Genomic DNA, 18,805 nt, shown 5'->3' with positions numbered 1-18,805 from the left:
ATATTCAATAAGTTAGTAGCCAAGACAAGTCCACTATCTCCGTCGCAAATTTTATTGGTGACCAAACGGTGACCATTCAGTGCCCTAGCCTATTTTAGCATCCACTTTTTTCAACACCTTTTGCACTATGCACTCAAAGGCTGATTTGACTAATTATTCAATTTTATGAATACGGCTTTACAAAAAATCTATCGATAAGCAAAAAGAATAATTACTCATCAGGGCTGTAAATAAATAGATCCCCAGGCGTACATTCAAAAAATTCACACATTTTGTTCATGACTTCTAGTTCTATTCGAGCTGCTTCATCGTGGTAAATCCGCTGGATCGTGCCCCTATTAATTCCTGTCGCTTTGGCAAGATCTGACATCTTTAACTTTCTCTCGGCTAAAAGAACAGCAATGTTTGATTTTATCATCCAATAGACCTTTTTTATCTCCTATAGACAAAAAATGCTTGCAGGGGATTTTACTTGTGCTAAATTATCTCCTGTAGACAATTTTAATCTACTAAAAATACTTTTTGTTGATTGGAGATATTACTATGAGTCGCACATATCTGACAACTGATGAGCTTGCTAAACGCATTAAATATGAGCCTCGCACTATTCGTAATTACCTTAAAGACTCTGTGCTTCTTGAAGGAATCCATTACTTCCACCCTTTTGGTGGCCGAAAGATTCTTTATATCTGGGAAAAAGTCGAATCTGAAATGATGAGAGATACCTTCATGGATAGTAAGGCAATTGGATAAGGAGATCTTATTATGGCGTCAATTAACTCGAGAAATGGGAAGCTAGTCGTAGATTTCAGGTATGAAAAACAGCGATGTAGAGAAAGAACTGTTTATGCTGATACCCCAGGCAACAGAAAAAAGCTCAGAAAAATAGTAGAGCGTATGGAAGCTGAGCTTGTCCTCGGTACGTTTAAATATGACGAATACTTTCCAAACTCCGAACGTGGTCAAAAGTTATCTCAGTTAAACCAATTAAGAGCGGCTTCACAAACCAACAGCGCGCCACTTTTTTCAGATTTCTCAGAGCTTTGGTTTCGGGAGCGCGAAGGCGAATGGAGAAAAAGCTATATACAAACAGTTCGGTATACGCTCGATTCATATTTGATCCCGCAGCTAGGCAAGTCAAAAGTAAATGAAATCACTAAAGCGGTGATTATGGAGTTTCGAGCGTCGTTACTCAAGACCACCTCGCATCTTGGTACCAACTTAAGTAACGCTCGCATCAATAAAATCATGAGCATCGCTAGAATGATCTTAGTGGAAGCATCTGACCGATTTGACTTCCCCAACCCGTGGCTAAATATCAAACCACTTAAAATTAAACGCACAGATGTAAACCCGTTTTCGCTAGAGGAAATCAAACGTTTTATCAATGCTGTTCGGCCGGATTTCAAAAATTACTACATCGTTCGTTTCTTTACCGGCATGAGAACAGGCGAAATAGATGGGCTCCATTGGGATAATATTGATTTTAACAAGCGTCAGGTTTTAGTGCGTCACTCTAAAGTCATGGATGAGCTTGTTGACACCAAAACTGACGGTTCATTTCGGCAAATTGACATGAGCCAAACTGTTTTTGACGCACTAAAATCACAAATGAAAATCACATACGGAAAATCCGACTTTGTGTTTTGTTCGCCGAACGGTTCCCCCCTCCAGCACAACAATGTGACAAAACGTGTTTGGTATCCAACCCTAGAGTACCTTGGGCTTGCCAAACGCAAACCCTATCAAACAAGGCATACAGCAGCTTCTTTATGGCTCGCTGCTGGCGAAAATGCAGAGTGGATTGCCCGGCAATTGGGTCACGCAAATACCCAGATGCTCTTCAAAGTTTACTCTCGTTATGTTCCAAACCTTACACGCAAAGACGGCTCTCTTTTAGACAAGGTACTTACTGAACATTTAAATGACTTAAATAAGTCGGAGGATTAATACAATGTTAAATTCAGTAGCAAAGGCAAGTTATGTTAATAATCATAACATCACTAACGGGGGTGATAATCCCTCGCCCGTCAATCAAAAAAATGAAAACGTGCACGTTAAAACTATTGCACAAAGCATTAACGATGGCTATCTCACGGGTTTGTATCGCATTACCGGTGTCATAGTTAAAATCGCCAAAAACGGTGAGCCATACGTAAGCATCCGACTGAGTGATTCAACAGGTGACGTCCATGCCGTTATATGGCCTGAGCGAAAACCACTTGATTGGAACCCGCCCTACAGAAATTCAATGAACACTTGTGTTTATGCCTCGGGCTCTGTTAATTATTTTACTTCATGTAATAAAAATCCTGCTGAAAAGAAACCAACTATCGTTATTGACGAAATTCGTTTAGCAACAGAAAATGAACTTCATGAAGCGCCAGCGTTAACTACTTTACCCCGGTTATATTGCCCAAATAAAGATGTATTCGATAAGTTAATCAGTACCGCCAGAGAACTAGAAAGCCCGCCGTTGAAACGATTTGTTTGTCGCGTTCTCAATCAAGATCAAGTATTTCAAAGGTTCTTACAAGCACCTGCCAGTACTAAGTATCATCATTCTTACCCAGGTGGTCTTTTAGAGCATTCCGTTGAAGTTGCTTGTATTATAAATAATATTGAACTTTACCGTAGTCCTAATGAGAAAGAGCTGGCTATTGTAGGCGGTCTTCTGCACGATATTGGAAAGGTCCGAAGTTACAATAACTACGGAAGTATGAGCCTTAATGGGAAATTAACCGACCACAATGCTCAAACGCTAGAAATTTGTGCCGAAGCACTAAAAGAGCTGGACTCCGACAACTACAATTTGGCTGAAACACTACGCCATATTTGGACGTGTTCATCACCAGGGTCTCGTTATGGCCGCCCTACTAAATTTGCAATCGGACATGTCGTTGCAACGGCAGATAGAATTAGTGCCGAATTCGGTAATGAAAACGCCGCATTTGCGTCCGCCTCAACTCACCAGAACCTAGCGAGGCTTGGTCAATTAGAGTACTGTCGACTAGCCTGATGTGTCCCCAATGAGAAGCCAATTTACCGATTGCGCTTCTCACCTTTATAAACTAAATGTCTGCTATGTGCCAGAAGCGGACGTAGGACTGCTCACCTTACTTGGCTAGTTAACACATCAAATATGGACTAACAGAGCTTGTTGACTCTTAATGCTACTAACTGTGAGATCAAGTTGGAAGTTATCGCGCCTAACTCCTTTTTCTGGTTTTTTGAAGCTCCTCGAAAAATAGGTTGATTTCTTCTAGATCAGCGGAGATTTCATCAATTGTTGGGTATGGGGCACCTACACCCGCTGCGCTATCATGCCCAGTGAAATGAGTACTGCATTTTGTCATTGCTTTATCAATGCGAGCAATATCAGCATCGGTGATATCTACTAAGCGAGACAGACGCTGCGTATAAACCCCTCGTTCGAATCGATTTACCACTTTGTTGAGTAGCTTCTCTTCAACCAAGCGCTCCCAGGACTCACGGAGCAGACCATAAAAATGACGTGATGCTTTGCGAAATTCATCTTCACCTTCATTAGCTTCAATCTTACGCAGGTTTTGGAGTTCGACGTTCAGCACCTTCAACCGTCTACCTGTGGTGAGCGCCTCCCACGGCGCGGAATCTCTCACTAAACCGGCATATTTCTTATTACGCACCAAGGCAATGCTATTGTGTTCAGCATCCTGCAATTCTGCCTGCTCTAATAACAATTTAAAAAATACTATGTCGTGGGTAAATACCACGACCTGACGCTTTTTCGACTCATCGACCAAACGTGCTGCGACCCTGCTACTCCACTGATGACTCAAAGAGTTTACTGGGTCATCAAAAATTACGGTCGAATCTCGGCTATCTGCTTTCATCTCAGCTAAAAACGCAGCGATCGCGATACAGCGCTGCTCACCTTCACTCGCGACTTTCGCAACAATCGGTTCATCGGCATCAGCGATTGCTAACTTAAACTGCTGATTCCCTCCGGTATTCCTTGTTTGCACTTGAACGGAGAAGCGCGTGAAACCAAACTGACGGAGTTCCTCCGCAAATGCGGATTCTATTGGCTCAATTACTCCTTGTTTGTAAATGCTGGATGAGAGAATAGAAATCTTTCGGGGGTTACACTGCTTTTTTAGTCCCTCTAGCTTTTTAACGACCTTGTGCCTCCGAAGGTTATTGATTAACGCATCAAAGTTATCCAGGACAAATTTTTTGTCCTCTAGTAGTTGCAGCTCTTGCTCTTTCTTCGCTATCAGTTTGGCTAGGTCTTCATCCGATTTTACTGACTCAATTTTTTCAGAAATGCTCTGCGAGATTTGTTTGGCTGATTGAACAGCCGATATATCAAGAACATCATCTGCTGAAGGTAGTTCAGAATCTTCAATAAACTTCCTCTTTCTTTCAGACAGTGATTCAAACAAAGTTGTAAACTGTTCTGACAAACCTGGTTGAATACTGTCTAACTCATCCAGAGCCGTTTTATGTTCTTGAAGGTTCAAGTCTTGAGAACGAATCAAACCCTCTGCGTTCTGAAGAGATTCGTAAGCTTTTTTAGCCTCGGTAGCTGCGTTGTCCGACAAAAATTTCTGAAGTGCAGCTAATCGGTCACCACTCTCATCAGAGATGATTTGCAAACACAATGGACAATAGTCACCTGTTTCAAGGGGGAATTGATTGGAATGAGGCTCTTGTTCGACAAATTGCCTCGCTGACTTCCAGAGCTCTTGCCACCGAATTCCAGTAACTGTCTCTAAAGGCAATCCATCTAAAGTTGCCTTCTTTATTGCTTCAGCTTGTTGGTGCTTTTGCTTGTAATCCTGCTGTAAATTTTTGATCTGCTCAATTGATTTGTCACCCAAGCACTTTAGTGCTGATACGGTAATATTTCCCAGCGGCTTGAGCAGTTCTCGCTGTTGCCTGAGCTTCTTTTTCAAGGTTTCTGGCGTTTGTAACTTATCATGTGCAATTTCTTGTCGTAATGGCTTAATCCGCGCCACCTCTTCGTCTGTGGCTCTATGAACTTCAATCTGACGCTCTTCATTTTCGTGCGATAGGCTATTTACAACTTTGGCAATTTCGCTTGGCGAATCGAGACTATTAACCTGAGTGAAACCGTTACCCGCGATAGTCTCTTCTTCAACATTACGCTTAACGTAATCAACCGCAGTATTCAGTTCGTTTAGAAGGTTCAATCCAGATGGTTTGAAACCCAGCGCATCTTCTTTATTTACATAATGGTGAGCTGAACTTGTGTCAAAGACTCTGATCGCTTTTAAAGCGGCTGTACTCGGTTCGTCTAGAGACCAAGAATGTTTGTCATCCTTAGTTCCTACAGTGAAAGAGATTTCTGCACTAGGGTTAGGATTATTTGCTTCAAACACATTTCCAATAATGTTTGGGTCACCACCGCGCGTGAGGCACGCACTCTTCAAAATATTTGCATAACTGGACTTACCTGCGCCATTGTCTCCGTAGACAATAAAGAGTCCAGATTGATTGAAATTGATTGTCTGGTTTTCAGCTAAAGCACCGACACCGAAGACATTGCCGAGTGATTTGATATTCACTACTTCTTCTTCACTTTTGTGACCTGAAAAATCTATCGGCTTAGTCGCATTCTCGAACTCATCAGTGGTATTGGCTAGTTCATGCTCAATAAGCGCTAATTCATAAATCTCATCGAGCAATTCACTATCTAGTTCCCCATTATCCAGCGTAAGCCGCACACTGTGTTTCCACCAGACAGGCTTATCCTCAATCCATTTTTCTATTTGTTCGACTGGAGTAGTCATGAAATCTCCTTTTCCCTTAGCACTGCTATTGTGTCACAGGCTCTCTCACTATAACTTACATTCAAGGTGACAGTAGTCCGGATAGTCATGCAACTATTTGGCAATTAAGATTTTGCGTGTTGAAATCAGCTTGCCGCTTTTTCGGGTCGGTGCCAAAAGCGGAAGTTATGCAGTAGCCAAAAGTGCTGCTACTTGATAACTCACATGCGGCTACAGGTACTCCTTTAATCAAAAAGACCTGCAGTAAAAAGCATAGCGAGGAACGAGCAGGCCTCTTTACTGTCCAGCTGCATATGATTGTTAGCTCTCTATGGTGCCCACTGCCAATTTGATCGATACACCCGAATGCTATCCCCTAAAAAGTTCCAATTCCTTCTTTCCCACATATTTTCATTATTCTGACCACCATACTTCGAACGGTCACTAAGCATGTTATACACACTAGCTGTAATAAATGTATGGTGTGGAGACTCTCTGAGATCACTAAGCTTTGCGGCTAGATTAGGAGCCCGACCAATCCAGATGAGGTCGTTTGATCCGCGCGCACCTGCACGGACAGTAAGGACAGTACCTGTATCTACACCTACTCCATGTCTTATTCCAAACGATGCATTTCTAACGCTTTCGTATTTATTCTCAAATTTTGTCTTTATTAGATCGTTTACGACATAGTTGATATGTAGCGCACACCTAGCTGCATCTGAATTCTTTGAATTACCTACAAAAACCCCCATTACGCGGTCTCCATCGAAACTTTGAATAGTTCCACCTTGAGACTTGATTAAGCGGCACGATGTAGCTAAAAATGATTTCATTATTTTAGCTGCCACTCGGCGATCGAGTTCTTTAGCCATTTTCGACGAGTCCGCAAGGTCAGCATATAAAAATGTCGCATCTAGCTCTACGGCTCCACCTGCCAGGGAAACATTTGTTGTGGATGGAACCACCTGGCCTTTTCTGATACTCCAAGGAGTATCTAGAACCCCCTGAACATCACTCTTAATATCTTCTGACAAGCTCATAACTAAACCTTTATACTATATAAATAATAGACAGAAATAGCCCAAGGAGCTGCTGATAAAAATAAACATCCTAACGCTCTCTGAATCCATGCAAATTTACTCTGGGCCACTTGTGCGTTACGGTGGCATTGCCAGATTAAATCTTTTATATATTCTTCTTTAGTAAGCTCGTTAACTGCCTTGCTGTATTGCTCTAGTTCTCTAGAAACAATCCCTCCGAAATAGATTAAAGACCCTTTAGGACCTGTAGTTCTGGGAAAAGACGACAAAGCGGAGAAAGTAATGCTAAGCGCAAGAAACAACACCGCGAAAACTGACATAATGGCCGAAAATATTGTCCATTTAGTGTATGTAGGCGCTAGTGCAGCTAACGCCCCTAGCATTGCTGTAGAAAGGGGTAAAATCCAGCTCATCCGAGTTTCAACTGACTGAATCCATAACAACAACCGATTCAACTTCTTCTCTAATAAATCAATAAGCTGGTCTGGTTCTATATCCATTGTTAAAGTTCTCTCCTTTGAGAGCTAACGCCGTGCAAACAGGCACCCGCTTGCGATCGTCTGGCAGCCGAAGGCTGCGCAGTGCTGAGGTTAAGCATCTGGATCTTCAGCCTTGAGAATGAGCATATGCTCAGTCACTGTCACATTGACGTTGACTTCATTTGGTGGAGTAAACAGCACACAACCGGCATTATGCCCCGTCTGTATTTCTGGTAAAAAATGGACTCCAGCCCAACCGTTATTCTGAGCCTCATGAGCAAACCAACTCTTTATTGTATCGGTCATTCTCTTTCTATCTGTTCCATTTGCTTGGTTGTAAAGCGAGATTATTCGCTCCGAGGTACAAAACACGGAATGATCCTTCAGCTTGGCTTTATCTGGGGTTGGGAAAGTGAAATTTCGTCCTATTACCATTTCAATAGTCCTCTAATTGTGCAGTTTGATAACGCATAACAGTTATATATTGTGCGTGCGCACTTTGTAACTTATTCAATTGATAGGTGCTGGCTCTAAGTTTCTGAGCTGACCAAGCTTCCGGCCTTCAATCGCTTTGAATAAGCCAAAGCAGTTTGAGCATGCTCAGCTACTCTCTAACGGGCGCACAATATCCAAATTTGATCTTTCGTTATGTCATTGACAGTAAACGACTTAAATACACAAAACAATAATAAAGCGCGCAATATTCAAGAGATAAGAGTCTGGCGTCATCCACACTTAGTAATAACGGTTAGGTGAGTCACTAGTTGAATCAGATAAAAGACGAAGGTCCGCTGCTCGCTCATATCGGAAGTCCGGCTTGTGCTAAGGGCGGACGTTAACGTCCGCCATAAACGGCGCCCTTAAAAAAGGTGTTCGGTGGAGGCCGGAACTAATTTCATCGCCTTGTTAAGTTTCAAAACGCTCGATCCCATGCACTAACCAAAGTGTCATAAACAGATTTCATTTCTTTTTCGAACTGTTCTTTAGTGATCTGAGCACCGACGCGTTTCGAAAGCTTCGTTTTTTGCTTCCCTGACATGTCTGAGACTTGTTGCTCTGTTCTCTTCCAGTCATCAAAGTTTGGATAGCACTCTTCAAGTGAGCCATTCTCTAGAATTTTAATCTGACCTCTATCATTAAAAGACTTAAACTCCTTCACAAAGTCGTCAAATCCTGCTTGAGCATTTTGTGTAGGAGCATCACACAAAACAATCATTCTCTCTTCAAAGATTGAATTCTCGAGCGGCTTAAAAGACTTTCTGATCGCATTGATTGATCGTCTGGCTTGATGCGTGTCACCCTCTGCGGAAATGATCTGTAGTGACGGCTTGTCACTATAGAATCGGCGAATGACACGAGTAAGCAACTCTACCTCGCTAGGGCCTTCTACAATCAGAAAGTTTCGAGGCAAGAGAAGATCAGAAGGACTACCGCCTAGCAATTCGAAGATGACATAGGGCTTATCTAAGGCATCAACAGATCTAAAGCCTGTTATGCTTTCTTCTTTCTCGACCTTATATATAGTTTGGTCCGGATGGTCATCGGCAACAAAAACGGAAGAATGAGTATTCAGGAAAACTTGGTCTAAGTCCGCACATAATTCCAAAAGAACATCTTTTAATTTTCTTTGCGCTGTGGGATGCAAATGCAGTTCCGCTTCATCAATAAAGAATAGGAATGATTTTCCAGCTTCTTCACGGCCCTTCCTATATTCAGCGTAAGCCTGGATAATTGCCAACATTAAGGCTCTTTGCATACCATCGCCTTTCTCAGAGGCGTAGGTTTCAACACCATCGTCCACGCGAGTTTGGAAGTTCTTTAATAAGTCGTCAAACTCTGGGCTGGACACTTCAAAACTAACTTTAGTGCATTCAGCAAATTGCTTTTCAAGATGTGTTTTTACACTGCCACCAAGCCGATCGAATTCGATTTTCACTTGCGATCCGTCATCATCAAAGAGTTCATCAAACTTCTCTCTAAATTCACGGTATTGTGGATTATCCTGAAGGATCTCTTCCAAAACCGAAGAAAGCATTATCCCTATGGGGCTTTTGGCAGAATACTTTGCAACCTCATCGAAATATTGTTTGGTGTGTATATACTCAAATTTTGGAAGGAAATCGTTAAATGCTTTATCGAAGCCTGCAGGATTCTTCTCTAACTCAGCCCCTCCAATAACAAGTTTTCTTTTCGTTGGCTCGGAGCTCTTTCTCCTAACGGTGAGAGTATCGCTACCGTCGAGAACCTTGAGCATTTTCTCTCGGTTTCCTTCATTGCGCATGTTTCTGGCACCATGCTCCGCATCCGAAAATTCGATCTCAACACATATTTCTTTTTCTGTATTTCGATTGGGGTACAGATCTTTTATAGATTTACTTTTCGGAAGCCCGTTGAAAAACCACTCTATCGCTTCAAAAAAATTGGTCTTTCCAGCGTTATTCTGACCAACAAATATATTGAAATTACTGCAGTCGAATTCGGCTTTTTCGATTGAACGGAAATTTTCTATCGAAACTCTTGATATCTTCATCGCTCCCTGATCCTTATTTAGAACTTAACAGCTTATATACCGACCTACGAGGTCAGTCTCCTTGTAAATTAGACTATCTTGTATGGTCAGAAAATCCAATGTCTGCTTTTCGCTCAATACTGACTTTCAGCATTGAGCGAATAATATAGATCCCTCAGCTTCGGTAGCAAAACGGAGATTGGCTATAAAGCGATGCGGTCTTCTAGCTTCAAATCACCGCACTTCGTTCCGCCATTTGTTTGCCAGCATACATTTACAGATTGCGCATCACTGCGAAATAATCGGCGCAATTCATCAAAGTTATCTTCAGTTATTGCCTTACCGTTAATTTCTTTAACTATCGCTTGTTCAGTAAAACCAAGCTCTGCTGCATGAGAATTCTTTGCCACCTGTTTTATTACACCTCCCAGCCGGTGTGGCTCCATTACCAAGCCACTGCGGTCGATATCAGTTTTATGGCTGAAAAATTTATTCTTTACGAGCGTAATAGACTCGTCTTGGTAATTAAAATGCACGTTGAACTTCCGAAGTAGTCCACTACCTATCAAACCAATTCCGTAGGGGTCTTCAAAGCTTAGTAAATTGTGTGCCGCAACATTTTCAAACTCGCTATCGCCCAGTCCAAAAAAATCGATACGGCTAGTTTCAACAACCTGTTTACCATCAAAATTTTGAGTGTGAGTTTCAAAGTAGTCGTTTGGAAACTCTAATTTATCAGTCAATTTTTCATTCAAGTAAACGTAGTCAGGCGCACCTGTGTCGATAATAAACGCATAGTCGGCTTCGACACCGTCGTTATCTTTCAGTCTGGCATTAACATAGGGAATTCGACCATGAACAGACAATGGTAAAGTCGTGCTGTTTTCGTGGTTAAACTCGCTTTTCGCACTTTTCTTATGAAACTGTAGAGACTGCTCCGCATAAAGAACCGAGACATTAAAGTGATTCAGTAAGTCGTAGCCAATCGCACCATCAAAATAAGCGGTGTCATAGTCGTGAAATAACGGATTTTTCTCAATCGGAACATGAATGAAGGTCAACTCTGAGAGCTCGATGTCTCCAACCCGGATAATGCCATTGTTAACTACGTTGACTTGACTGCTTTGAACCTCAAGCTGCCTTTCCACATCTAACTGCAAGGTTTGGGTACGGGGTGTCTCAAAGATTACAGTCGCAGATGCCGCTGAATCAAAAGCCAGCCTTAATGATTCTGTGTCATTTACATCGACTTCAATAATGATATGGCCGTCATGCCAAACGAAGGGTAGTTTAAAACTTTGCTCTTTACTGAGCCACTTTTGAGATGCCAACGCATTGCCGCTTTGTAAATTTATGATTCCTTTCGCTGAACAGCCAACAATTACCAGCACGACGCTCAGCACTGCAATCAATTTAATCAAAAGTATGACGTGTTTAGTCAAGATATATACTCCCAATGAATGTTTGGGCTATAGTAAGGTGGTTAGCCTATAGGTTATTGAACAATATTGCGATTTCACGAAAAAATACATTGGATAGCGAGAAGTGCTTGGCATAGCTGGAAAGGAATTCGATTCAGGAGTACCGTAGGGATGGAGAAAAACAAAAGCTGGGTGAACAGAGCCTATGGCGAGACTGAGCGAATCGAAGCTTGTTTTAGTGGGCTTGCGTATGCGCCACATAGCCATGATACGTATACTCTAGCCCTAACGACACGGGGTGTTCAAAGCTTCAATTACCGCGGCGAATTACGACACTCACTTCCTGGTGAAGTGGTAATACTTCATCCTGACGAAACTCACGACGGTCAGGCTGGGACAAGTGACCCCTTTGCTTATCGCGCTATAACCATTGACCCTGTTGACGTTCAAAATATATTACAAGGCTTCAGTCTTCCATTTTTGGAAGGAGGAGTCACAAAACAACCGCAGTTTATCCAGGTTGCTACACAACTGTTATCTGAATTCAATCGTCCGCTGGAAAAGTTAGAGCATCAAGATCTCATTTATGCTTTTGCCACAAAATTACAGCAAGCTACATCGCGTAATGTGAGACATACTCAGGCGAATTACCGTGCAATCAAGAGAGCGCGTGAATATATTGACGATGCCATTGCTGCTAACTCCAGCTTACCAGTCAGCATTACATTGGATGAACTGGCTGCTATTTGCGATTACAGTAAGTGGCAGATAACGCGTGATTTCAGGTCTCTTTATGGCACAACGCCTTATCGCTACGTAACACTAAAGCGATTACAGAAAGCAAAAGCTCTCATTGAGCGTGGCATACCTTTGTCTCAAGTTTCATTCAGTAGCGGTTTTGCAGATCAAAGTCATATGACGCGGCATTTTAAAAAGTCCTTTGGTACAACCCCCAAGATTTGGGCAAACTTAAATCAGTAACACTAATTTTTTTGAACGTTGTGCGCATGATTAGAAGAACTGACTATAACCACTAAGGTCCGTTCTTCGCTCACAGCAGCCTGTCAGGTTAGTGCCAAGAACGGACGTTAACGCCACGCTGCCTTAGCCTTGTATATGGCGAATGCAATAATCCCTGCTCCTAGAAGAACAGCGATACTTAGGGGAAGTGCAGCAACACCAGTGAAGAGCAAATAGCCGACTCCGAGTACGATCAAAAGTAGTGAAAGCTCTCTAGCAGCAACTAGCGCGCTAAGTGCCCATACTACGCCAAGTATTGGATTTATAAAAAGCACTAGAAGCCCAGGAACAGATCGCTGGTCACTTAAATATTCTAATAATGATAAATAGGCCAGTCCGCTGCACAAAGCCGCAAATGGGTAACGGAAGTACCATGCTTCAAAGAACCTGTCCTCTGCAGATTTTGTCTGCTGCAACCCATATTCCGTAAGCTCTTTCCCCCGAAACCAAAGGCAAGCAGCCGAGCCTATACATATAAGACCAAAGATGAATATCAGCCATGGGAAAGCTATGTCATCCCATACTAAAGAAAGAGCTGACAACAACCAGAAGAAAAAACCGGAAAACAGAAGGAATAGTGCAGCTCTACGATTTGCTTTCTTCGTCTTCTTAGTGATTTCTTTGTGTTTGTCCATTATCTACTCGACCCTGCGTTGACTTGTTCAGCTTCTCCACTCTAGCAGCCAACTTTTTTCGGAATTGAACTGCATTTACTCCAAAGTGCGCCTCTCGATGATGGTTTGGGCAAAGTGCTACTACGTTATCAACTGTGTCACTGCCATCTTCGGATAATGGCTGAATATGATGCGTTTCTAAATATACGGAGCCTGATAGCGTTTCAAACCCTTCTTTGCCACACCACTCACAGAATCCCCCCGCTCTTTTCAAGATATAGCTCCTAACCTTCGGGCTGCGCTCATACACCGAGGTGGTTGACTCCCTTTTATTTGCTTTGCCAGCAGGCACACCTTCGATGCTGAATTGATCAATGAATAATTCGGTTGGCCCGCCGCGAACGAGAACACAATCACCGGAATCTGAACTATAGCTCTTAACATACCAATGCTCGCTATCGAGAAACCGTCTATCTGCGCTCGACTTAGTAGCACTTGAACTTCTTCTTCCACCATCACAAATTATCACTCTGATAGGCCAATTAAGGCGAGCTGCTTTTTGTAGGGAGAAATCCATCTTTGTTGCTCGCCGAGATTGAGGCGAACTCGCAGCGTTTCTTGCTGTATCTCTCAAGTTAAGTTTTTGAACTATCTCGCCATCTTGGACTGATAGGTTTTCATACCAAAGATTAAGAACAATAATTTGCTTATTATGATCCTCGTATGACCATTCGTAGCAATACTTTGGATTCGATGCGGCTTTATCTACACCACCCTTAAAGTTTGACCAGTCGCTGACATCTATTCCTGTGGATTCGACTAGATCCATAACCCTAAGACGCTCCGATGGTTTCAAGAAGTTTAAATTCATTCAATCCTCGATATTAGCCGAAATCATGCACAGATACTCCGTAATAACTCAAGGCGCTGCTTGCCAGTGCCAAGCTAAACAAAACCCACGGCACAAAAAAATCAGGAGCATCCTCTGAGCCAAAAATGAACTTAGTGAACCGCACCAATTTTAAGAAAGACCAACGATACCAAGGATAGACTACCATTCCATTTTTAAAGTCATTCCCCGGAAGCCTGTCCCCTTTGTACTGTACCTGATAGTGCAAAGCCACGGAGTTTTGCTCATAAACCAGCTTGCTAGGGTTAATAGAATACTCCTCGTTATTAAACTCTTTCACATCGTGTTTTTCAGCTTGTTCAGCTCGCCAGCTTTCAAACTCATCTTTATATCTTTCGGAATAATTTCTTTCTGCGTCTACTTTTAATTTTATGAATAGCCTTCCTGATCTATCGATATTGTTGAAGTTAAAACTTCTTCTGTATCCAAGCCGAACCCTCCTTCTTGAGCTGATGTTAAACCGCCAAGCAAAATAGATCAGCAGCGCATAAGAAATCCATTTAAGGGCACAAGGGTTAGAAATTTCATAATTGATAACGAGAAGTCGAATTTTCTCATCCGCCGGGGTAAGACCAAGCAGCCAGTAGCTGATAAAAAGCATTGATATGAGCTTTAAGTTTCGAGAGTGTAAGTTAGGCTCATTAAACATGTTCTGGCAACTCCTAAATTTTCTTGATTGGCTAGCGCCACACATCAGACGACTGAAAACCGCACAGCGGTTTTTGGGTCGGCTGAATGTGATTGTTATACCTTTTCATGACTCAGCTTTGGCTTGAGGTATTTTTCAATTTCCTCGATCGCCCTAATAAGATCTTGTTTGTATTCATCGGGCTCCTCGCTCAAATTGTCGTACATAATGTCGCGAGCTTTCTTATCTATGTTTCTTATGGCCTCTTTTGACGCTTCATCGGTATCGGGGTTTATGAGTTCAACGTAATGGCGAATTCGCGTAAATAATTCATGCTCGAGACCGAATACCCCTTTAAACAGTTCTTGAAGCTCCGTGCCCCAAATGGCTTCCGCTTCAAGTAGGTCAGCATATAGCGTTGTTCTTTCAGCTTGAACTTTGTCCCATCTTGCTTGATAAGCCTTCGAAGTGCCGTAGAAACGTATTTGTTCGCGGGACATTGTTTTAACTTCTTCCTCTGGCGGAGAAGGCATTTCGTACGCCCACATTGCAGGATGACGAACACCATTAATCGCGTCTCTGTATTTGAATACAGACACCAATATTCGGCGCGAAAGCTCGTATTCAGATTGTCCTTTCAATTGGCGCTGCCAAGTACCTAGGCCTTTCACGGCCACAACCGCGCCAGTAATTGCAGCACCAGAAAGCACAAGATCCTTTAGCAATGTGACTATTTCAGTGCAGGTCACCTGGTTCTCCTTTTAGGTATAACATTTATTGTGCGTACGCACTTAAGAAGTGCGTCCAACTGATAGATTTCGGTTCTTAACTTATTGATCAAACAAACATTCCTGCCTTGAAAAATTCCGAGTGAGCAAAGGCATTTGAGCATGCTCAGTTACGCACTACCTAGCGCACCATATCTAACCTTTGTTTTTTGTTATGTCATTGACAGTAAAAGACTAAAACAAACAACACAACAACAAAACGCGCAATATTGTCGAAGTAAACGTTTCGCGTATCGTTGGCATCACCCAAACTTAAGAGTAACGGGAAAGCTAGTCACTAATTGGCTAGATCGAGAGTCAGCAGGTCCGCTTTTCGCTCAAAGCGGACGGTCAGTTGATGCAATGAGCGGACTAATACCTGCCTCTAGAAGTGTACGTGTCACCCTTTTGTCAGGTATATTTCGTGACCGACAGTGAACGTAATTTTCTACTATTTGGCCTGGACACAAAGGTCAGGAGAAACAAGATGATTAAGAAGTTGCGTCAGCGGAAGAATTGGTCTCAAGAGCAATTAGCCACCATGTCTGGTTTGAGTGTGAGAACAATTCAACGTATCGAGAGTGGCAACAAGGCGAGTATCGAGTCTCTAAAGTCACTGGCTTCTGTGTTCGAAATTGATATTTCGAAGCTAACAGAGGAAATAACCGTGATTGATAAAGATTCCGAATATTGGAAAGAGCAGCCGACTTGGTTCAAGTTTAGTCTGTTTGGTGTGAACAGAAGAAGTAAGTTGGTTCTAGTTGAATACCTAGCGATAGCCTTAGGGTTGCTAAGTTGGGTTCTGCATGCAGATATATTTGCTACGCCCGCATTTTTTCTACTTGCATATTTAATTAGTAAGTTAATAAATGCTGCAGATAGCAAAAGAGTTTGGTAAACAACCTTTATCCGGAGGGCTCTAAGCCCTCCTTTTTCTATCGGTGGTGAGGATTAACAAGGGAATTGGTCAGCTATGAGCGAGTAGCGGAAGTTCAATCTAATATCTTTTTTTATCGATTAAGGCAGTAAAACGCTAGCTCGCTTCGCGATTAATTAGCACTCGAAAGCCAAAAGAAAATATTGAGCATAAATTGCTCGTTTTGCTCGGCTCCAACGGCTCTTAAACCATATTTTTTACCTGTTTTAAGATCCACTTGTGACGAAAACATCATACCTTCAGAGAATACGGCTACACGCCCTTTTCCAAACTTGAGAACGGCTCCCTGGCTCCAGCCGTTCATTGATATTCGAGGTGTAGAAGAAGTAACCTGAAATGGTATGAGCGGCTCTATAGACACAGCACCGTGCCCAATTGTTAACAATGACGTTGCTTCATCAGGAGCTTTGAATGCAGATCCGCCAAAGGTCTTTACTTGCGTTACTTGACCGAAAGGTGGGTTCTTCTCATTCAACGCTTTCGTAGAAACAGGCATAAGTGGCTCTCGTGACGAACTATTGCTCGTACCGGTTGTAATAGGGTGCTCAGCGAGAGTGTTATCTGCACTCCGAAATACATAAGACCCAACATGTCCATTACTAAATTCGAAACCGAAGGCGAGTGCGAGATTTTCGACAACTTTTGGAAACGGTGTGTGGTCAGCGATTAACAAAAGTGAACCTCCATCACTAACCCACTTTTTGATGTTATCAACCTCATCACCATCTAATGCACTGCCAAACGGTGGTTGCCAGTCACTTCTATTACGATCTAGTGCATTGGCAATTACTAGAATATCGGCCTTATTCAAACGTTCTGATGTGAAACTTTCAATGTTCGGCCTGACTTTATAACCATTGTTCGACAAAACTTGCTCGAAAGGTTTATACCGACCTGAGATGGTAAGAAAATTATTGTGTGCTTCATCAACAATGACCTCCGGGCTCGCATCTGAGATCAAACTGGTTGTACTACCATGGGGTTGAAAATCAGGATCAGCTTGCTGCGAGCTGTCAGAGCATGCCGGAAGCGCCAAAACTAAACACAGAAAGATAAGCCTAGATAATAGTTTCACTCACAATTCCTTTGACAAACTGAGGCACCCAAATAATGCCAGACGCTCATATGCTATTTAATCTCTTCAGATTATCATAAAAGACACTTTAGACGTCCGGTTTTGGCACTAACCTGACAGGCTGCTGTGAGCGACGAACGGACCTTCGTTTTTTTGCTAATTCCACCAAATGACTGGCTCCTGTTCTTAGGTAGCGATGGTAAGCACAATCAGGTTCGGCACGTTTATCTTCCCAAGATTTCGAGTTTTGGTATTGTATTGTTCATTTAAGCTCATTACTTTCAATCATTTAATGAAAAGTCGAAACTGTATATTGTCCACCCGTTAGGGTATAAATAACTGAGGGTGCTTAAATTGCTTTCGCTTATTCAGAGGCTTCCAAAGTCGGAAGCCTGGTTAGCTCAATAACTTAAGGGTCAGCAGCTATTCATTGGATGAGTTACAAAGTGCGCACGCACAATATATAGATGTTAGTTTTTTTTCATTACGATTTGGAGAGCAATTCAAATGGCAATAGGGACAGTGGATACCAAAATTCTTTGGGGTAGAGCTGGAGGCCGTTGTTCGAAACCTGGTTGTGACGAAGATTTAACCACTTTGATAGGGTCAGGAAATTACGTAGTGGGGGAAATGGCTCATGTTATTGGCAGTAAGCCTACTGCTGCTAGAGGTACTCCGGAAGGTGGTGCTGATAGTTACGATAATTTGATTTTGCTGTGCCCAACTCACCACACTCATATAGATAAGGCACCAGAGGGTACTTATACAGTTGATATGCTCCGTGAGTGGAAGAGAAGTCATGAAGCAGAAATAAGTAATGCGGGAAAGGCAACAAAATTTGATGACTTTGATAAGTTACGCATCGTTGTTGCAAAACTGCTTGCTAAGAATAAGACTACGTTTGATGCCTTTGGGCCAAAGAGCGAAGTTGCTCAATCAGATCCAAGTTCTAATGCTTATCTTGTATGGGAGTTAAGGAGAATCGACACGATATTGCCTAACAACAGAAAAATATTAAACCTTATCGATGCAAACGAAGAGCTCATCGAAGATATGCCTACTATTAATGCTATCGAAAAATTCCGAGTACACGTGGAGTCGTATGAAAAGCATGTATATCAACGACTAGACTCATATGTGCTATTTCCTAGTGAATTTTCAGAGGTGTTCTCATAATGTCTAACGGTTCAAACTCTTGGGGTGTCTCATTCAGTCGAATCGCTTGGCTAGAATCGGCTATCCAATCTCATGGTAATGTTATTCATTATTCACGTCGTGACGATATAATTATGGAGTTCGATAGGAAAGACGGTAGCTCCATTACATTGATATGTCTTGACGAGTACACTTTAGGGGAGTCTTTAGTACACCGAGTTCTTCAAGAGTTTCCAGAGGTTAATTTTATATCTGTAGGTGGTAATTGGAACGGATATACTAGAGAAGCAAAACAGCTTTGCCTATCCAAAAACATTGGCCTTTTCAACTCAAGCGAGCTTACAGGAGCTTTGTGGAAAAATGAGTTTTGGTTGTACCACCAAAGAGATGATGAAGGAAATCCAATCTATCCATACAAACAACAGCAATCTGCTTAGTGTGTATGGTTTTGGCTCATATTTTAGAAATAC

At 42.3% G+C, this 18,805-nt stretch carries 19 protein-coding genes; 7 read left to right on the top strand and 12 right to left on the bottom strand.

Annotated features, from left to right (window positions below; genetic code table 11):
- Positions 1–211: 211 nt before the first annotated feature.
- Entirely contained in the window at positions 212–418 is a 207-nt protein-coding gene (locus B2U97_RS14125; RefSeq protein WP_053953842.1) for a helix-turn-helix domain-containing protein, read from the bottom strand.
- A gap of 125 nt (positions 419–543) precedes the next feature.
- On the opposite strand from B2U97_RS14125, the gene B2U97_RS07795 reads away from it, so the two are divergent.
- From B2U97_RS07795 to B2U97_RS07785, 3 genes are read left to right on the top strand one after another with little or no spacing between them, the layout of a single operon-like run.
- Positions 544–753 carry a hypothetical protein gene (locus tag B2U97_RS07795; protein WP_133538543.1) on the top strand — a complete coding sequence of 70 codons (210 nt, stop codon included), beginning with the start codon at positions 544–546 and terminating at the stop codon, positions 751–753.
- Between the two features lie 12 nt (positions 754–765).
- The gene (locus B2U97_RS07790; protein ID WP_286823966.1) at positions 766–1,950 is read left to right on the top strand and encodes a site-specific integrase; all 1,185 of its coding nucleotides are present in this window, start codon (positions 766–768) and stop codon (positions 1,948–1,950) included.
- 4 nt (positions 1,951–1,954) lie between these two features.
- Positions 1,955–3,019 carry an HD domain-containing protein gene (locus tag B2U97_RS07785; RefSeq protein WP_133538545.1) on the top strand — a complete coding sequence of 355 codons (1,065 nt, stop codon included), beginning with the start codon at positions 1,955–1,957 and terminating at the stop codon, positions 3,017–3,019.
- Positions 3,020–3,209: 190 nt separating this feature from the next.
- On the opposite strand, the gene B2U97_RS07780 is transcribed toward B2U97_RS07785, so the two are convergent.
- From B2U97_RS07780 to B2U97_RS07755, 6 genes are all read right to left on the bottom strand, one after another.
- A complete protein-coding gene (locus B2U97_RS07780) occupies positions 3,210–5,798 on the bottom strand; it encodes an AAA family ATPase (protein ID WP_286823967.1) in 2,589 nt (862 codons plus the stop codon).
- A gap of 308 nt (positions 5,799–6,106) precedes the next feature.
- A complete protein-coding gene (locus tag B2U97_RS07775; protein WP_286823968.1) occupies positions 6,107–6,820 on the bottom strand; it encodes an adenylate/guanylate cyclase domain-containing protein in 714 nt (237 codons plus the stop codon).
- A gap of 2 nt (positions 6,821–6,822) precedes the next feature.
- Complete coding sequence (locus B2U97_RS07770; RefSeq protein WP_286823969.1) at positions 6,823–7,320, bottom strand: Pycsar system effector family protein; 498 nt, start codon at positions 7,318–7,320, stop codon at positions 6,823–6,825.
- A 90-nt stretch (positions 7,321–7,410) separates the two neighbouring features.
- Positions 7,411–7,734 (bottom strand): hypothetical protein, encoded by a 324-nt coding sequence (locus B2U97_RS07765; protein WP_286823970.1) that lies wholly within the window; start codon positions 7,732–7,734, stop codon positions 7,411–7,413.
- A gap of 478 nt (positions 7,735–8,212) precedes the next feature.
- Positions 8,213–9,829, bottom strand: a complete 1,617-nt coding sequence (locus tag B2U97_RS07760; RefSeq protein WP_286823971.1) for an ATP-dependent nuclease — start codon at positions 9,827–9,829, stop codon at positions 8,213–8,215.
- A gap of 182 nt (positions 9,830–10,011) precedes the next feature.
- Entirely contained in the window at positions 10,012–11,250 is a 1,239-nt protein-coding gene (locus B2U97_RS07755) for an aspartyl protease family protein (protein ID WP_278389222.1), read from the bottom strand.
- A gap of 150 nt (positions 11,251–11,400) precedes the next feature.
- On the opposite strand from B2U97_RS07755, the gene B2U97_RS07750 reads away from it, so the two are divergent.
- On the top strand, positions 11,401–12,210 hold the full coding sequence (locus B2U97_RS07750) for an AraC family transcriptional regulator (protein ID WP_286823972.1): 810 nt from the start codon (positions 11,401–11,403) through the stop codon (positions 12,208–12,210).
- A gap of 107 nt (positions 12,211–12,317) precedes the next feature.
- Here the strand turns inward: B2U97_RS07750 and B2U97_RS07745 are convergent, their stop codons facing one another.
- The 4 genes from B2U97_RS07745 to B2U97_RS07730 form a co-directional block, all read right to left on the bottom strand.
- A complete protein-coding gene (locus tag B2U97_RS07745; protein WP_286823974.1) occupies positions 12,318–12,884 on the bottom strand; it encodes a hypothetical protein in 567 nt (188 codons plus the stop codon).
- Complete coding sequence (locus B2U97_RS07740) at positions 12,859–13,692, bottom strand: HNH endonuclease (RefSeq protein ID WP_286823976.1); 834 nt, start codon at positions 13,690–13,692, stop codon at positions 12,859–12,861. The genes B2U97_RS07745 and B2U97_RS07740 overlap by 26 nt, the downstream gene beginning before the upstream one ends.
- A 55-nt stretch (positions 13,693–13,747) precedes the next feature.
- Positions 13,748–14,422 carry a hypothetical protein gene (locus B2U97_RS07735; RefSeq protein ID WP_286823978.1) on the bottom strand — a complete coding sequence of 225 codons (675 nt, stop codon included), beginning with the start codon at positions 14,420–14,422 and terminating at the stop codon, positions 13,748–13,750.
- 95 nt (positions 14,423–14,517) lie between these two features.
- The gene (locus B2U97_RS07730; RefSeq protein WP_286823980.1) at positions 14,518–15,150 is read right to left on the bottom strand and encodes a hypothetical protein; all 633 of its coding nucleotides are present in this window, start codon (positions 15,148–15,150) and stop codon (positions 14,518–14,520) included.
- A gap of 505 nt (positions 15,151–15,655) precedes the next feature.
- Between B2U97_RS07730 and B2U97_RS07725 the strand changes: the two genes are divergently transcribed.
- Entirely contained in the window at positions 15,656–16,066 is a 411-nt protein-coding gene (locus B2U97_RS07725) for a helix-turn-helix domain-containing protein (protein ID WP_286823982.1), read from the top strand.
- Between the two features lie 151 nt (positions 16,067–16,217).
- Here B2U97_RS07725 and B2U97_RS07720 read toward each other — a convergent pair whose 3' ends face one another.
- On the bottom strand, positions 16,218–17,180 hold the full coding sequence (locus B2U97_RS07720) for a DUF4350 domain-containing protein (RefSeq protein ID WP_286830407.1): 963 nt from the start codon (positions 17,178–17,180) through the stop codon (positions 16,218–16,220).
- Positions 17,181–17,687: 507 nt separating this feature from the next.
- On the opposite strand from B2U97_RS07720, the gene B2U97_RS07715 reads away from it, so the two are divergent.
- Both B2U97_RS07715 and B2U97_RS07710 read left to right on the top strand, forming a co-directional pair.
- Positions 17,688–18,356 carry an HNH endonuclease signature motif containing protein gene (locus B2U97_RS07715; RefSeq protein WP_286823984.1) on the top strand — a complete coding sequence of 223 codons (669 nt, stop codon included), beginning with the start codon at positions 17,688–17,690 and terminating at the stop codon, positions 18,354–18,356.
- Positions 18,356–18,772 (top strand): hypothetical protein, encoded by a 417-nt coding sequence (locus B2U97_RS07710; protein WP_286823985.1) that lies wholly within the window; start codon positions 18,356–18,358, stop codon positions 18,770–18,772. Before B2U97_RS07715 ends, B2U97_RS07710 begins: the two co-directional genes overlap by 1 nt.
- The last annotated feature ends 33 nt before the right edge of the window (positions 18,773–18,805 follow it).

Source organism: Idiomarina sp. UBA3176 (assembly GCF_002364295.1).
In the GTDB taxonomy this organism is placed as follows: Bacteria; Pseudomonadota; Gammaproteobacteria; order Enterobacterales; family Alteromonadaceae; genus Idiomarina; species Idiomarina loihiensis.
This window is presented reverse-complemented; position numbering and strand designations above follow the sequence as displayed.

What these genes read in the sequence shown, in the direction of transcription:
- B2U97_RS14125 (WP_053953842.1), bottom strand. Translation starts at nt 418, where the DNA reads ATGATAAAATCAAACATTGCTGTTCTTTTAGCCGAGAGAAAGTTAAAG.
- B2U97_RS07795 (WP_133538543.1), top strand. Translation starts at nt 544, where the DNA reads ATGAGTCGCACATATCTGACAACTGATGAGCTTGCTAAACGCATTAAA.
- B2U97_RS07790 (WP_286823966.1), top strand. Translation starts at nt 766, where the DNA reads ATGGCGTCAATTAACTCGAGAAATGGGAAGCTAGTCGTAGATTTCAGG.
- B2U97_RS07785 (WP_133538545.1), top strand. Translation starts at nt 1,955, where the DNA reads ATGTTAAATTCAGTAGCAAAGGCAAGTTATGTTAATAATCATAACATC.
- B2U97_RS07780 (WP_286823967.1), bottom strand. Translation starts at nt 5,798, where the DNA reads ATGACTACTCCAGTCGAACAAATAGAAAAATGGATTGAGGATAAGCCT.
- B2U97_RS07775 (WP_286823968.1), bottom strand. Translation starts at nt 6,820, where the DNA reads ATGAGCTTGTCAGAAGATATTAAGAGTGATGTTCAGGGGGTTCTAGAT.
- B2U97_RS07770 (WP_286823969.1), bottom strand. Translation starts at nt 7,320, where the DNA reads ATGGATATAGAACCAGACCAGCTTATTGATTTATTAGAGAAGAAGTTG.
- B2U97_RS07765 (WP_286823970.1), bottom strand. Translation starts at nt 7,734, where the DNA reads ATGGTAATAGGACGAAATTTCACTTTCCCAACCCCAGATAAAGCCAAG.
- B2U97_RS07760 (WP_286823971.1), bottom strand. Translation starts at nt 9,829, where the DNA reads ATGAAGATATCAAGAGTTTCGATAGAAAATTTCCGTTCAATCGAAAAA.
- B2U97_RS07750 (WP_286823972.1), top strand. Translation starts at nt 11,401, where the DNA reads ATGGAGAAAAACAAAAGCTGGGTGAACAGAGCCTATGGCGAGACTGAG.
- B2U97_RS07745 (WP_286823974.1), bottom strand. Translation starts at nt 12,884, where the DNA reads ATGGACAAACACAAAGAAATCACTAAGAAGACGAAGAAAGCAAATCGT.
- B2U97_RS07740 (WP_286823976.1), bottom strand. Translation starts at nt 13,692, where the DNA reads ATGGATCTAGTCGAATCCACAGGAATAGATGTCAGCGACTGGTCAAAC.
- B2U97_RS07735 (WP_286823978.1), bottom strand. Translation starts at nt 14,422, where the DNA reads ATGTTTAATGAGCCTAACTTACACTCTCGAAACTTAAAGCTCATATCA.
- B2U97_RS07725 (WP_286823982.1), top strand. Translation starts at nt 15,656, where the DNA reads ATGATTAAGAAGTTGCGTCAGCGGAAGAATTGGTCTCAAGAGCAATTA.
- B2U97_RS07715 (WP_286823984.1), top strand. Translation starts at nt 17,688, where the DNA reads ATGGCAATAGGGACAGTGGATACCAAAATTCTTTGGGGTAGAGCTGGA.
- B2U97_RS07710 (WP_286823985.1), top strand. Translation starts at nt 18,356, where the DNA reads ATGTCTAACGGTTCAAACTCTTGGGGTGTCTCATTCAGTCGAATCGCT.